We start from the raw sequence: 15400 nt of genomic DNA, 5'->3' as shown, positions 1-15400 counted from the left end.
TCAAAAATTCTAACAATCTTGGCTAGTTAGAATTGGTATCTGTTTTTCGTAAAGTATTTTTTGAGTTTAGTAGCCCCATAAAATCTTAAAAAATAAAAAGTGCCAAATCTATGATTTGGCACTTTATCAGTTATTTTAAAGTATAGCATTACATCTTTCTTCCTTTGTTCTGATTGGTGGGATTATTCTTCTTGTGATTATCCTCTTTCATTTTACGTTCCTCCTTATTGTCATTGATTATATCAACAATATAAGTCTGCTCCCAAGGTATGACCTTCGCAATAAAATGACTCTTAACACCGATCCATTTTAAATCGTCTTTTAGATTATACCCCCCTTCGCGGTTCCAGCCAATAGGATCTAGTTTTGTTTGAAAGGGAAACTCAACAGCAATAAGGTCAGTAGGAATATTAAAAAGATTATCGTAATCTAATTCTCGAAACTCTCTTTTTTTGGGGTCATAAGGTATAATATAGGCATCTCTTTCTTCTGAATAATAATGATCGATGTCATCAAAATTGATTCCCTTGGAATGAAAATCACTTGCAGAACGTAGCATATTCATCCGCATATCTACTGTAAATGTATGACCGTCAAGGTCAATTGTCGGTAATTTACCGTTCATCCGCAAATTATACGCCTCTTGATCAACCATAAAATGAAAATCATCATGTGCCTGAACTTCCTGAATGGAGACATTGTATTTCTTTGCCATTCCTTCAGGATCTAACGAAACAAATTCAGGAATTTCAAATTCTTTACGATTGTATTTAAATTTATAAGCGCTGTCACATTCACACATTTCCGATAAGGGAATCACATTCGTCGGGTCATGTTTGTCGCGCAGCTCAAACTTTTGTATATCTACTAAAAATGTCGTGTTGTCAAAATGTAGTTCAGATTGTCCCAATGCATTTTTGTATACGTTGATTTCTTGGTCAATTTCATTTTTGCTAATCACAAGATCATGATGCATATTTAAATTGAAATAGGGAAGACCGAATCTGTCCGGTAAATTTGCAGCTCGATTTTTACCTATTGGATCAAGGAATGCAACATCTGGCACGATAACCAATCTAACACTATCATTTCCTATATGTCCTTCATTTAATACATCCAGTGTTTTTCCAGTTTGTATATCATAGAAAATATGATATTCTAAAAGTTTCGAATCATAATAGTCGCGTAAGTTATTGAGATTGATATCTTCCTTACCATTTGTAGATATCAATATATTGTGAACCGGATCAATCTCAAAGGGGTTGCCAGCAATTGAAACTTTAACGGCTTCACCACCGGTACGCCTTCTAAAGGCATCTTGGTCAACCATCAGCTCAAAATCTGTTTTTTCCGTCATTTCTTTAAATGAACATTCATAGCGTTGGCTAAATCTTAGCGGATCTAGTTCTGCGATACGTGGAATCTCAACCAGAATCGCAGGATCATTAAGTTTATTGGGGTTAAAAATTACATCTAGGATTTGATCTGTATCTAAGCTTTGTCTGATAGAATGATGATTCTTTGATACAGTACTATAATCAAACGAATAATGAGTTCCATGATCTACCATATAAACTAAGCTAATCGTATTGCTTGGTTTTTCTTTTTCTATAAAAACCAAACCCTCAATGTCAAATTGAAAGATTGTTCCTTCAATCTCTATTTCCGGCAGTTTTGTATTTTTCTGTTCCATAATTTATCGAATTATTTATTGTTTTATTGGCAAATGTGATCCGATATTTAATGGCTCGAAATAAAGATGAATTTTGTGGAATCATTTGGCGGTGAATGACATAATTAGGATGGTTTTTTGATCATCCACTACACTAAATACAATGTTTTGAATTGTAAAAAGACATCGGGAAGTTCAAAGGAACTTCCCGATGTCAAAATCATTACTATTCCCAGTGTCAGTGGATTCCGGCTCGTCAGGCAGATTCTTATTCAAAAGATCTGCTATCTTGCGCGATGTACCATCCATAGAATTTTCCATTAGGTGAAACAGCTCGGTACCTTGTATTTTATGAACTAATGCTACCGCTTTCTGTCTTAAAGCAGGTTCCAGTAAATCGTTCTGTAACAACTGCCCCGCGTAATTTAGTTCTTGAAAGGAAACTCCTCTGGCGTAACCTCTGCGTTTCAATGGAACTCCTGTATTCTTAAATTCTTCTTCTTCTTCCTCAAGGTCAATGTTATCCTCTTCGGTAATTTCAGTTGAATTTTTTTCTGGTATAGTATCTTCTAAAACCCCTCCCTTGGTTCTTACTTCAAAATTATCCTCTTTATTTTCTGTTTTATCTTTTTGGCTTTTAATGGCATCAATTGGCATTGAAAGGCATTCGACATACTTAGATTTACCTATTAAATCCTGTGGATTATTCATTTTGGGAATGTTCGGATTCTTGATGATTTTATTGATCACAACCTTATCCTTGACCAAAAGGATAATTATTATTAATAGGCATGTTAAAATTAAAACGTCCATTATAGAATTGGTTTATAACGTTGGTTATGAAAATCTGTAATATCCAATCCATATTCTTTGAAATGCAAATCAAGAACATTATCGAGATAGGAGTAAAGCGTTATTTTTTCTTCCTTTGTTAATTGCACGATTCGCAACAACCTTTCATGAAATTCTGGTCTGATGTAGACCACTTTGCCCTTCTGTCCCAATGGAAATCTATTGTTGAGAAATAGATGTTCGTAAAGCTCCCGGCGACTTTGATTATACGGGTTTTTCTGTTTTTTCTTCATAATAGTATTTAAAAAATAGGCTTAAATTTTTCATTAAAGTTCTCTGTAATGGCCTTTTCAAATTCCTCGAAATGATGCTCCAAAATATTGTCCAGATAAGCGTAAAGTGGTATCTTATCATCACCAATGACTTGAACGATCCGTGACAACCTTTCATGATATTCTTGCCGTAGGTAGATGCTTTTTTCACCTCTTCGATTCATTGAATGATTCTTAAGAAAGCGTTCACCATACGATAAATCTGACTGTTTCTTGCTACGGCCTTTTTCTTTTATTACCGGTTTTTCTTCTACAGATGGACTGTCAGTCTGCGTCTGTTTTGGATCCCGGGTTCCTTCGGCCATAACCTGCATCAAATACTCTTCATCCACTTTGGGAATATTATTTTTTTTATCCATATCCTTACAGTTTGATCGTTTTTAAAAACTCTTCGATAAACATATCAAGCTTGCAGGACTTAATAAGTCTTTTGTCCGGTGGGAGCAGAGTCGACCGAAAGACTGTCTTGGCTTCAGACTCACTTTCTTTACGAAATCGTTTACTGTCTGTAACTCTAGTTTCCATCAATGTTAATCCTAATTCATAAATTATTTTATCGTAATGGTCGTAAAGGACTGATTTTTCTCTTCCATCAACCTGATTCCAAAAGAGTCTAATTGTTTCAATTGATGTGTGTCCGGTCTTAATGAGAACATTGGTCATAACATCAGTAAAAGATAGCGTACTTTCGAGAACAACACGATCTGCGGTAATCGGAGAAAATATATGGTTCATTCCTGCTAATGTACTTAGCAGTCCCGGTGTGTTAACAGTTCCAGGAAGATCAAAAAATACGATGTCAATATGGACTGGTGAGGTTTGTAGAAATTGTTCTGCCTCTTTTAATGCTACTTCTGGTTTACACTGGAAAATGGGGTATACTTTCTTATTAATCGTACTAAACTGCTGGTATGCCAACTTCTTAAAAATTTCATTTTGCATAATTGCAGTTTGATCCCTTTGTCTCATTTGAGCCAAACTATGTTGCGGATAATCACAATCAAATACAGCAACATTAAAACCGTTTCTATAATGCAAAGTACTTGCTAAAATAGCTGTAAAAGTACTTTTCCCGACTCCGCCTTTTTGACTTGAAAAGGCCACAAATAGTGTTTTTTTCATTTTTTCCATTTTTCTAATTTTTATATTAATTTTTTGCAATTGTCTGTTCATTATGCGGCAAGCATGCTGGACTTATTGATTCCATGAAGGCAATCTTATTATCTTGCTTGCAACGCTTCTTTTCGGACGGCTTGCTAAACTGACTCACAGCCAGCAACCATTCTGATCTGATGCCAATTAAGCAGTCATTCCCGCTTTAAATCTCTCTGTCTTGAGCGCTTTCAAGATATTTATCTAGTGCACGTCCTTGTTTTCAGAGAAGCGTGCAAGGTAGATTGCCTATTTGTTTTCTGACCTGACCGAATCAGAGCAGTTCAGCCGTCCGGAATTCTTGCTCCCATCTGAGCCTGCAATAATTTTCATCGGATAGCCAGCTTGAACTCATGCAAGCTAGATGACGTGCTTGTTGACAGTTCATCATGCTTGCTGACACAAAGAAGAATCAATTTTTTGTTCATTAGTACTCAGTGGAAGTGATTGGCGATGTGTGGCACTTTTTGGCTTTCCGCACTATAATAGGCCTTTGAAAAAGTAGTCATTACTTTGTAAGGCATTGGAAAGCATAACATAAGAAACGTTCGTTTTAAGTTTCAAAGGATATGAAAAATAGAATGTCTTTTTTGGTTTTTACTTCATCCGCCATTGCTGGCGGAATCCTTTCATCGGAAAGGAGCAAGTTATCTTTTGAGCAGCTCGAAATATATTCCGCAGCTCAAAACAACTTGCCCTGGCGGGGCTTTAAAAACTCTCTCCGAAGTCGAGGTTTTCATGCATAACATAAAATTTTTGAAAATGGATAATCAAAAGAAAAATCAAATCATAAGGTCAGGCCGTAAACCCAAACATGATCCTGCCAAACATCGGTATTCCATAAGTTTAAATGCAACGGAAAATGAGCGTTTTTTATCGTTGTTTGAGAAATCGGAAATGAAAGTGATGGCGCATTTTATCACAGCTTGCATTTTTGAAAAGACAATAAAAACAGTGAGAATTGATATGAATGCCGTGGAATATCACACACGGTTAACAAATCTATATGGACAGTTTAGGGCTGTAGGTGTCAATTATAATCAAATTGTGAAGATTCTATATCGTAATTTTTCAGAAAAAAAAGCTGCTGCCTATCTATTTAAATTGGAAAAGGAAACGACAGAACTTGCAGAACTCTCCCGAAAAATCATTGATCTTACATTGGAATTTCAGAAAAAATATCTAGAAAAAGAAGACTGATTATGATTGCAAAAATAGGAAAAGGAGCAAATTTACATGGGGTAATTCTATACAATTTTCAAAAGGTTGAGAAAGAAGATGGTCAGATTATTTCCTTAAATAATATGCCGGAAAGTTTAAATGGAAAATATTCCGTAGGCTACCTGAGCAAATGTTTCGATCCTTATTTGTCTGCAAATCGGAAAACGGAAAAAACAATTCGGCACATTTCCTTAAATCCAGACCCAAAAGATACGCTCTCAAATGTGGATTATATTAAGATTGCGAATGATTACATGGATGAAATGGGGTATAAGAATCAACCCTATGTTGTATTCAAACATACGGATATTGAACGGGTACATTTACATATTGTGACTACATGTGTTCAGGCAGATGGTAAAAAAATACCCGATTATAATGATCATAAAAGATCAATGGATGTCTGCCGTAATCTTGAAAATAAATATGGTTTAATTCCTGCCACTGAAAAACAACATACGGGAAATGATAAAATTTTCAGTCCAGTCGAGTATAAGAAAGGGGATATTAAAAGCCAAATCTCTGCGGTAATAAGGTTTATCCCAAATTATTACCACTATCAGACTTTAGGAACCTATAATGCTTTACTATCCCTCTTTAACATCTCCGCAGAAGAAGTAAAAGGGGAGATTCATGGCCAATCCAAAAGTGGTCTTGTTTATTTTGCCCTGGATGAGAATGGAGATAAAGCAAGCAATCCTTTTAAGGCTTCATTATTTGGGAAACAGGCAGGGTTGCAATCCTTACATGATCATTTTGAAGTCAGTAAAACGGCAATGAAAGTTACTCCTGCAAAATCTATATTAAAAAATACCTGCTCCTCTGTTTTGCATCTGACAAAAAATGAGGTAGATTTTAAGAATCAATTGGTTGAACATGGAATTAATGTCGTAGTCCGCAAAAATAAAGAAGGGCGTATTTATGGGGTAACCTTTATCGATCATGAGAATAGAACCGTATGGAATGGTTCTCAGCTTGGGAAAGAACTTTCTGCCAATGTTTTTAATGAATACTGGAAGGAAGGTTTTGTGCATTCCCATGAAGATTCGGAATTCCACAATTTAGAATTAAATCAAAATACTGAAACTGCAGATTCAGATCATGTCCTACATCACTTATTTGATTTTATCGATGGGGGAGTACTCGAAAATTTAACAGAAAGTTTTATAGAGGGTATAGGTTCATTAATTCCCAGCAGTCATGGTGATGATTATGAAGAGATGGCATTTGAGAATAGGATGAAAAAGAAAAAGAAGATCAAGAGAAAGAAAATTTAAGCTTTAAACGAATGAATTCTTTCCTTTCGATATTTTATTCAACGCGCGTGCAAATATCTATTAATTGTATGCATGCAAGCTAATTTTTACGCTTTCCTAAAGACATGGAATTAAGAACAGGGCATTCGGAAGATTAATCAAATCCCAAACTTTTTATTACTATACATCCAAAGGAAATTGATCTATAAAAAGAGATTTACGAACTGTTTCGATCCAAAAAAATAATCTAATCTATCTATTTTCTTTTTTTAAACACGTCAAGTTTTGTCGTTTGTCAGATTTATTTTCGCAAAATAAATTCAGGGTTTTCCCTGAGAAAAAATTGTAACCATGTGTTTAATTTTGCAAAAATTTTTACTTAAAATACGAATTATGAAAAAGCTCTATTTGAGTATAATGCTAATCGGTAGTGTTTCTTTACTCTGCGCTCAGGATGTAGTATGGCAGAAAGATATTAAGTCCTCTACTCAGGATTTTCTCTCACAAGTCACCACAACGGTCGATCAACAATACCTTATTACTGGAAGCTCGATTCAATCTAAAAAAATCAGTTCCGAAAACAAACAAAACAACGGCTATGATTTTCATTTAGTCAAACTCAATCAACAAGGAGAAGAGGTTTGGGAAAAGTATTTCTCGGGACAGAACCATGACTTTTTATCGGCAACCGTTGCTACGCAGGAAGGTGGATTTCTTTTGGCAGGGACATCGCATTCAGGAAAAGGTTTAGATAAAAAAAATGCTTCTAAAGGAGGATCTGATATCTGGCTGATCAGAATTAATGAATTCGGGGATGAACTATGGCAGAAAACTTTAGGAACATCTCAGGATGAAGAAGCAAGATCTGTGATTCAGACTGCTGATTTTGGGTTTATGGTGGCAGGAAATATTCAAAATGCTTCCAATGGCTTCGGATCGAAAGATGTGACGGTGACAAGGATTGATAAAAACGGAAAAGTACTTTCAGAATTAGTTTTAGGTGGAAAAGGATTAGATGAAGTAGAAAAGATGATTCCAACACCAGACGGAGGTGCCTTATTGGGTATTTATTCGAGAAGCAGCTCGGCTACAGGAAATAAAAACGCTACGAGTGATGATAAAGAAAATTCTGTTACAACACAATTTAACGCAAAAACTACTGCGAATTTCGGCGAAGGGGATTACTGGGTAATAAAGCTTAGTAAAGACAACAAAATAGAATGGGAAACGAATTTTGGAGGTAAAGGTGATGACCATTTGAGAACAATGGCTTTTACTTCATCGGGATATATCATTGGTGGAGAATCTAGATCTGAGAAATCAGGAAACAAAACCGTTGGAATTGAAGAAGGAACAGACATCTGGCTAATCTCTTTAAACACAAAAGGTGAAGAGCAATGGCAGAAATCTTACAACTTTAAGAATCGTGATATCCTGATGGGAATGAATGTGATCAACACTGGAGATGGAAAGAATTCGAAAGGAGTTTTACTTGGAGGCTACACTCAGGCAGAAGGAAGAATTGAAGCTGACGATGAAACATTCTGGATGCTGTATATCGACAATGACGGAAACGAGCAGTGGAGAAAACATGTAAAAGGAGAATCGAGAAAGAAAGAGGAAAGGCTTTCTGATCTGAAAATGAATAAAGACGGTTCGATCGTTTTGGCAGGAACAAGTGCGGAAGAATTAGGAAAAGAGAACTGGAAGATCGTAAAACTTGGAGATCAGCAGATTGACCAACTGATCGAAAAACAGAATATAAAGATCTATCCTAATCCTGTTTCAGATTATGCTTATGTAGAGGTAGGGTTTGATTTTAAAGAAGCTGATATTGTTCTTTATGATATGGGCGGAAGGCAGCTTCAGAGTCTGAAAACCAAGAACAAGGTAACGAAGATCAATACACAGAACCTCATTCAGGGAGCGTATCTGATTGTAATAAAAACCGATAGCGAGAAAACGGCGAATGCGAAATTGATTAAAAAGTAAATATGATGAAGAAACAAATTTTATTATTTTATGTACTATTATGCGGGATTATTTATGGGCAATCTACAAATAGATATGCTCCAGTAACATATCCAACATCACCTGATGTTACTAAAATACAAACCTATGGTCAAGTTCCTGTAACACCTTATTCTGGCCTTGCAAATGTTTCCATTCCAATATACACTATTAAAGAAGGTGATTTTGAATTTCCTATTTCTTTAAATTACAATACCCGAGGAATCAAAGTAAAAGAAGAAGCAACACGAGTTGGTTTAGGGTGGAGCTTGGGATTTCCTGGGCTTATTAGCAGGTCTATGATTGGACAAGATGATTTTATTGGAAATCCGACATCTTCTGCCGTCGGTAGTGTTAATGCAAACGGTAAGTATTTTAATGCAAGAGCAAATAATGGAAGTCTGGTTCCAGATTTTACAGGTTATATGCATGGTCCTCAAAGCCAGTTAAAACTAGGTTTGGACACTCGGATTATGCCCACTGACTATAAACTGGATGAATATACAAACAATAGCTATTACACTAGGGAAAATATCGATTTTCAGCCTGATAACTTTAGCTATAGTATTCCAAAATTTTCAGGGAAATTTATATTCGCTAGAAATAAAAAACCAATTTTGGAAAAATTGGAAGATAATTTGAAAATTGAAGTTTTAGATTCTCTAGACTATTTAGGCCAGGCTACTATGAAAAAAATGAAAATTATAGATAAGGAAGGCACTACCTATACATTTGATGATTTTGAAAGATATCATTACACAGGTTTATTTCCGACTTATATTGATAATGCTTGGTATGTAAGTAAAATTAAAACCAGAACAGGTAATGAGATCAAATTTACTTATGACATTCTGGAAACAGTTCCATCTTACAATTTATATGACTATGCAGGTATGCCCGTTAGTCTATATAACGACTGTGGTGGTTTAAATGGGCTTTCGCCTTGTGGCACATTTCCATTTGGTGAGAGTAAAACGTATGAAGGTCTGCAATATTTTAAATCTAAATTAGTTAAGAAAATACAGTTTCCTCAAGGCATCATAGAATTTGAATATGAAAACAGAGAAGACATTTATCAGGATAAGAAAATATCAAAAATTTTCATAAAAGATAATAAGAACGCTTTGATTCAAACAATCAAATTAAATTATGAATACTTTGTTGCAAATTATAATTCGGTATTGACTGATTTAGGTGAGTGGCAACAAAACATGAACGGGTTTGCAGAAAGACAAAAATATTTGAATAATAGATTAAAACTTACTTCAGTTCAAATATTGGATAGAGAGAATAATCTAATAAGCTCCCAAAATTTTGAGTATTTTGATCAAAATGTACCTGCTAAGAACTCGACAGCTGTCGATCTTTGGGGCTATTTTAACGGAGTAAATAATAATCCACATCTTTTTCCTGATTTTGATTTGACTGTACCTAATTCTAGTGGTAACTCAATTGTTACTTATTATACAGGAACTGAAACAACAGTCCATATACCAGGAAGTAATCGAAATGTGAATCCATCAGTAACCAATTCAATGCTTCTTAAAAAGATTATTTATCCTACAAAAGGATCTTCTGAATTCATATATGAAAGTAATACGTATGATCCCGTAACATCTTTCCAAAATGACCTCAGTGCATCAAAAATATCTTTTTTTATGAACAGTACTAATAGCTATAATTATGCGGGAGGTCTACGAATAAAATCGATTATTAACAGAGATAATGAAGGAGGAGTCTATGCAACAGATTATTCTTATCATGATGAGAATAATCCAAATAAATCATGGGGATATCTAACAGAAAGACCAAATTTATTTGATTTAAGAAAAAGAAGTAATGGGGTTCCGGGTTCACAATTTTATGATCCGGCGGATATAAATGGTATGAATGCTTATATATTGATAAGAAACCATGCTCTATATGACGATAATTTTATTGGTTACAAAAAAGTAACTGAAACCCAGCAAAATAATGGTAATATAATAAAAAAAGAATATGAGTATAATGTTGCTCCGACCCTTGTCTACAGTCATGTTTTTGCATTTGGAAGAGGGCTTGAAGCTCCAACACCTACTTACACAGAACCTCAATATTTATTTATTAAAACCTCGATGAGGGCAGAACCCTTTGATTTTAGGCCATATCATACTGAAATTACAAGTTCTCAACAATCCATACGCTATAAGAGAGATTACTCTTTTCATTACAAACCATTTGAACTTAAAGATGAAAGAGGTACATATAATGGATTATTATTATCAGTTAAAAATTATGCTCATGAAAACCAAATTTTTAAATTAGTAGATTCGGAAGATTATGCATATAATATTTATTACAATCAAAAACAATATTGGGGAGTAATATATGGACATGCTGTTCATGAAAGATTAGGGAGTTCTTCAGATTGGAGTTTTTCATTTCACAACCCTTTATATTCAATTGTACAGCCTCTATACTACCCAGTGGTGCAAACAAAAGGGTATAATCCCGGTCAATATAACTTAACCTATAAAGCCATATTATCATTATATAATCCAGGTCCTTCAAGTATTGTTAAAACAAAATTTTTTGGGGGGCAGGCTTTTGTCACAACAACTGATTATTCTTATGGTAATGTAACTCAACCCGATCCTATAGGTAATTTAACAAGTCAAAAAACGACTTTTCCAGATAACTCCAGCCAAACTAGTAAATACTCATACGCAATTGAAAAAGGAAATCAACTTTTGATCAACAGGAACATCATTAGCCTTCCATTGGAAACAATAAACACCGAAACTATTGGAAATACAACTGAAACCTTGTCAAAAATAGAAACAATCTATCCAACAGCTTTGCCAACTGCTCAAACTGGAAATTTAGTGCTGCCTTTATCTGTGATCTCTTATGATGTTCAAAATACAGCCTCAACAGAAGTTATTTATGACCAGTACGACTCTAAAGGAAATATTTTGCAATACACAACAAAAGATGGTATTGTGACATCTATTATCTGGGGCTACAATTCTACCCAACCTATCGCAAAAGTAACTGGAGTATCATATGCTGTAGCAAATGCGTTGGCAGCAGATATTATTTCAGCATCAAATGCGGATATTGATGCGGGTACCGAGCAGACTTTGATAGGTAAATTAGATATTTTCAGAAAAGAGTCTTCATTACAAAATGCACAGTTAACTACATATACTTATGATCCATTAGTAGGAGTAACAAGTATCACTCCACCATCGGGGATCAGAGAGATTTATAAATACGATTCTGCCAACAGATTACAAAACATCAAGGATGTAACAGGTAAACTGTTGAAAGAATTCAACTACAACTATAAACCCTAAAACATCAATATGAAAAAAATACTCATTCCTATAGGGGCTTTATTTTTATGTGGCTCAACACATGCACAGTTGAGTCCTACAGAGAATTATGTCTATTCAAAAATATATCTTGATTATGATGCAAATAATCAACCCACTAAAACCTCTGAAACTGTTCAGTATTTAGACGGTCTGGGAAGACCAAAACAAGTCGTGAATGTCAAAGCATCTCCTACAGCGAAAGATGTGGTGACCCATATTGAATATGATGCTTTCGGAAGACAGGTAAAAGACTATCTCCCCGTTCCACAGTCCAACACTTTGAACGGAGCCATTGTCTCCAATCCTCTTGCTAATGCTACTCAACCTTTTATATATGGATCTGAAAAGATCTATGCTGAAAAAATATTTGAAAATTCGCCATTAGACAGGGTTTTAGAACAAAAACAGGTTGGTATAGCATGGAATGATAAGCCTGTAAAATTTGATTATGACGCCAATATTGCTGGAGAAGTAAAGAAGTTTACCACTCTAACAACTTGGGAGAACAACGCGACTAAATCAATTGCTTTTAACGGTGGAACTTACGGTACTGCTCAACTCTATAAAAACACGGTTACGGATGAAGATGGCAACAAAACTATTGAATTCAAGAACGGTCGAGGTCAGGTACTTCTTGTAAGAAAGGTACTGAGTGCTACTGAAAGCGCAGATACTTATTATGTGTATAATAAATATAATCAATTGGCCTTTGTGGTTCCGCCAAAAGCGATACAAGATTTAGAGAAGGAAGGTTTTGCAGATGGTGAAGAAATGTATTCGGGTGTTTTAAGTCATTTATGCTATGAGTACCGTTATGATGGCAAAAACCGTCTGGTGGAAAAGAAAGTACCTGGAAAAGGCTGGGTACATATGGTGTATGATAAAGCAGACCGATTGGTAGCAACACAAGATGCCAACCAGGAGCCTTTTAAGAAATGGCTTTTTACCAAATATGATCAGTTTGGAAGAGTTCTGTACACGGGTATTTCAATTGATAATGGAGACCGCAATGCTGTACAGAGCTGGATTACGAATAACTACGGAATCAATACAGAAACGGCTGGAACATATACCCAAAGCGGTATGCAGATACCCTATGGCAATACCGCCTATCCTCAAAATATAGAAAGTATACTCTCAGTTAATTATTACGACACCTATCCTTCTGGAACTCCTTCATTTACGCCAACACTTAGCAATGCAGGGTTATTGACGGACAATCCAACTTCTGAAGTAAGTACTAAAAGTTTAGCTACAGCTTCTTATGTAAAAAATATTGAAGAAGACAATTGGACTAAAAATTACACTTGGTATGATACGAAAGGAAGAGCAATCGGAAGTCATTCCATTAATCATATGGGAGGTTATACGAAAACAGAATCTGAGCTCGATTTTTCTGGAACTCCAAAGATTGTAATTACCAAACACAAAAGACTAGATAGTGATACCGAAAGAGTGATTACCGAAAACTTCACTTATGATCATCAGAACAGATTATTAACCCATACTCATCAGGTAGATAATAATCCTGTAGAATATCTGGCTCAGAATATGTATAACGAACTTTCGCAGTTAGAGTACAAAAAGGTTGGTGGTGCAGTTTCTGGAAGCGGGTTACAGCAAATAGATTATCTGTACAACATTCGGGGTTGGATGACGCAGATTAACAATCCTAATGATTTAAGCGGTGGGGATCTTTTCGGGTATAAAATAAGATACAATGAAAGGGAAGGTCTGGAAACTCCTGATGCTTTAGACGGTACGTTACAGGTAAAGCCCAAATTTAATGGAAATATTGCTGAAGTAGATTGGAAAACAGCTACACAGGAAAACGAGCCTTTAAAAAGATATGGTTACGTATATGATGGGCTAAACAGGCTGCAAGCAGGGTTTTATCAGAAGGCAGGTAGTGAAGCATCTAAAGAATATTTTGAAAAAATAGAATATGATCTTAATGGCAATATAACCCGACTAAAAAGGTCTGAAGGTGTTCTGCAAAATGGCACAGCTCAGCAGGTTGATAACCTAAAGTATGATTACATAGGAAACAGGTTGGTTAAAATCGTCGATGAGCAGCAAAATCCGTCAGGCTATCCTTATTTCGTGAATCCAAATGTTATTGAATACGATAATAATGCGGCAAACGGAAATGGCAACATGACAAAACATTTAGATAAAGGTATTTCATCAATTCAGTATAATTATTTAAATTTACCCAAACAGATTAGCCAGAATGCTCAATTGACCAATTATGTTTACCGAGCAGATGGAGTAAAAGTAAAGAAGCTCTTTGGAGATATCGAAACCAATTATCTGGATGGTTTTCAGTATAAAAGTACAATGCCATCAGAAGTAAATTCAGATGGTGGTGTAGTAATTATAGATCCCAATGAAGTTGCTGAAATGAAGCTGAGAATTATCCCAACTTCGGAAGGGTATTTTGATGCTTTGAGCAATAAGTATATTTATAACTATACCGATCATTTAGGAAACGTAAGACTGAGTTATAGCGATACGAATAAGGATGGTATTGTTCAACCAAGACAATATCATGTAAGTGAATGTAGTGGCAATTGGAATCCACCATTTGAATTACCTATATGTATAGATTACTGGAAGCCTGGTGAAATTGTACAAGTCAATAATTATTATCCTTTTGGATTAATGCATAATTATACAGTTACAACTCAGAATGCTTATCAGTACAAGTATAATGGTAAGGAACTGCAAGAGACTGGGATGTATGATTATGGGGCAAGGTTTTATATGCCTGATCTGGGAAGATGGGGTGTTGTAGACCCACTTGCTGAGGAAACACGTAGATGGTCACCTTATGCATACGCATTCAATAATCCTATTAGATTTATAGACCCGGATGGAAGGTCAAATTCAGATTGGATAAGACTACAATTAGGAGAGACCGTCTATGACAGTAGAGTTACTAGTCAGTCAGAAGCAGAAACTGCATATGGGAAAGGAGCTAAACATATTGCTCCGGGTAGTGCAGAAGCTTCTTATACTGCATCTGATGGTAACTCATACCAATTAGGTGACCACGGTTTTGTGCTGAAAAATGGCACTGAAATTTCTGGGGGTGTTGATTTCGCTGATTATAGAGTTGATACATCAGGCGAACGTTTGAAAGAAGGCTTAGTTTATAGTTCTCTGACGTTAAGTCGTGGAGCCGGCAATCCTGCCTTAGCAGTAGCAGCACTAGGAACTCTTGGTATTTATGCAACAGCATCGGTAATAGAAAAAATGAAGTTTGAAATGACCCGTATCGATGAAAGACCTGACGGACCAAGTGGCTACCAATATGCACTAACAGCAAATGCTTCAGGTGAGTATCCAATTTATAGCTCGGGTTCTTCTGCTCCTACAGGAAGTATGCATTTAAATGAAGGTGATGTGTGGAAATATGGAGAAACTACGTCAACAGGAAGATATACAGACGGATATAAAAGTGGTATTGGAACAGGAGGTGTTACTGAAGTTCCACAAGTCTATGGTACTCAAAGACAGATTAAAATGGCTGAAAAAACTAAAATATATAATTACTTTTTTCAAAATGGACACTTGCCACCGGGTAATAAAATTTTTAGATAA

General features: G+C 35.5%; 10 protein-coding genes. 5 read left to right on the top strand and 5 right to left on the bottom strand.

Annotation, left to right across the window (positions count from 1 at the left end; translation table 11 throughout):
• Positions 1 to 148: 148 nt before the first annotated feature.
• The 5 genes from G6053_RS17105 to G6053_RS17085 all read right to left on the bottom strand — a co-directional run bounded on the left by G6053_RS17105 (position 149) and on the right by G6053_RS17085 (position 3927).
• On the bottom strand, positions 149 to 1693 hold the full coding sequence (locus G6053_RS17105; protein WP_165307402.1) for a hypothetical protein: 1545 nt from the start codon (positions 1691 to 1693) through the stop codon (positions 149 to 151).
• A 174-nt stretch (positions 1694 to 1867) separates the two neighbouring features.
• Positions 1868 to 2485 carry a conjugal transfer protein TraD gene (locus tag G6053_RS17100; protein WP_165307401.1) on the bottom strand — a complete coding sequence of 206 codons (618 nt, stop codon included), beginning with the start codon at positions 2483 to 2485 and terminating at the stop codon, positions 1868 to 1870.
• Complete coding sequence (locus G6053_RS17095) at positions 2485 to 2757, bottom strand: DUF3408 domain-containing protein (RefSeq protein ID WP_165307400.1); 273 nt, start codon at positions 2755 to 2757, stop codon at positions 2485 to 2487. Before G6053_RS17095 ends, G6053_RS17100 begins: the two co-directional genes overlap by 1 nt.
• A gap of 8 nt (positions 2758 to 2765) precedes the next feature.
• On the bottom strand, positions 2766 to 3155 hold the full coding sequence (locus G6053_RS17090; RefSeq protein WP_165307398.1) for a DUF3408 domain-containing protein: 390 nt from the start codon (positions 3153 to 3155) through the stop codon (positions 2766 to 2768).
• Positions 3156 to 3159: 4 nt separating this feature from the next.
• Entirely contained in the window at positions 3160 to 3927 is a 768-nt protein-coding gene (locus G6053_RS17085; protein ID WP_165307397.1) for a ParA family protein, read from the bottom strand.
• Between the two features lie 783 nt (positions 3928 to 4710).
• On the opposite strand from G6053_RS17085, the gene mobA reads away from it, so the two are divergent.
• The 5 genes from mobA (at position 4711) to G6053_RS17060 (ending at position 15400) form a co-directional block, all read left to right on the top strand.
• A complete protein-coding gene (gene mobA / locus G6053_RS17080; protein ID WP_165307395.1) occupies positions 4711 to 5148 on the top strand; it encodes a conjugal transfer protein MobA in 438 nt (145 codons plus the stop codon).
• A gap of 2 nt (positions 5149 to 5150) precedes the next feature.
• Entirely contained in the window at positions 5151 to 6446 is a 1296-nt protein-coding gene (gene mobB, locus G6053_RS17075; RefSeq protein WP_165307394.1) for a conjugal transfer protein MobB, read from the top strand.
• A 372-nt stretch (positions 6447 to 6818) separates the two neighbouring features.
• Positions 6819 to 8417 carry a T9SS type A sorting domain-containing protein gene (locus G6053_RS17070; RefSeq protein ID WP_165307392.1) on the top strand — a complete coding sequence of 533 codons (1599 nt, stop codon included), beginning with the start codon at positions 6819 to 6821 and terminating at the stop codon, positions 8415 to 8417.
• A gap of 2 nt (positions 8418 to 8419) precedes the next feature.
• Positions 8420 to 11773 (top strand): hypothetical protein, encoded by a 3354-nt coding sequence (locus tag G6053_RS17065; protein WP_165307391.1) that lies wholly within the window; start codon positions 8420 to 8422, stop codon positions 11771 to 11773.
• A gap of 9 nt (positions 11774 to 11782) precedes the next feature.
• On the top strand, positions 11783 to 15400 hold the full coding sequence (locus tag G6053_RS17060; protein ID WP_165307389.1) for a DUF6443 domain-containing protein: 3618 nt from the start codon (positions 11783 to 11785) through the stop codon (positions 15398 to 15400).

The organism is Sphingobacterium sp. DR205 (assembly GCF_011064245.1).
GTDB lineage: Bacteria > Bacteroidota > Bacteroidia > Sphingobacteriales > Sphingobacteriaceae > Sphingobacterium > Sphingobacterium athyrii.
The sequence above is the reverse complement of the archived record's forward strand: the minus strand, read 5'-3'. Positions and strand labels throughout refer to the sequence as shown.

What these genes read in the sequence shown, in the direction of transcription:
- G6053_RS17090 (WP_165307398.1), bottom strand. Translation starts at nt 3,155, where the DNA reads ATGGATAAAAAAAATAATATTCCCAAAGTGGATGAAGAGTATTTGATG.
- G6053_RS17095 (WP_165307400.1), bottom strand. Translation starts at nt 2,757, where the DNA reads ATGAAGAAAAAACAGAAAAACCCGTATAATCAAAGTCGCCGGGAGCTT.
- G6053_RS17070 (WP_165307392.1), top strand. Translation starts at nt 6,819, where the DNA reads ATGAAAAAGCTCTATTTGAGTATAATGCTAATCGGTAGTGTTTCTTTA.
- G6053_RS17100 (WP_165307401.1), bottom strand. Translation starts at nt 2,485, where the DNA reads ATGGACGTTTTAATTTTAACATGCCTATTAATAATAATTATCCTTTTG.
- G6053_RS17065 (WP_165307391.1), top strand. Translation starts at nt 8,420, where the DNA reads ATGATGAAGAAACAAATTTTATTATTTTATGTACTATTATGCGGGATT.
- G6053_RS17105 (WP_165307402.1), bottom strand. Translation starts at nt 1,693, where the DNA reads ATGGAACAGAAAAATACAAAACTGCCGGAAATAGAGATTGAAGGAACA.
- mobB (WP_165307394.1), top strand. Translation starts at nt 5,151, where the DNA reads ATGATTGCAAAAATAGGAAAAGGAGCAAATTTACATGGGGTAATTCTA.
- G6053_RS17060 (WP_165307389.1), top strand. Translation starts at nt 11,783, where the DNA reads ATGAAAAAAATACTCATTCCTATAGGGGCTTTATTTTTATGTGGCTCA.
- G6053_RS17085 (WP_165307397.1), bottom strand. Translation starts at nt 3,927, where the DNA reads ATGGAAAAAATGAAAAAAACACTATTTGTGGCCTTTTCAAGTCAAAAA.
- mobA (WP_165307395.1), top strand. Translation starts at nt 4,711, where the DNA reads ATGGATAATCAAAAGAAAAATCAAATCATAAGGTCAGGCCGTAAACCC.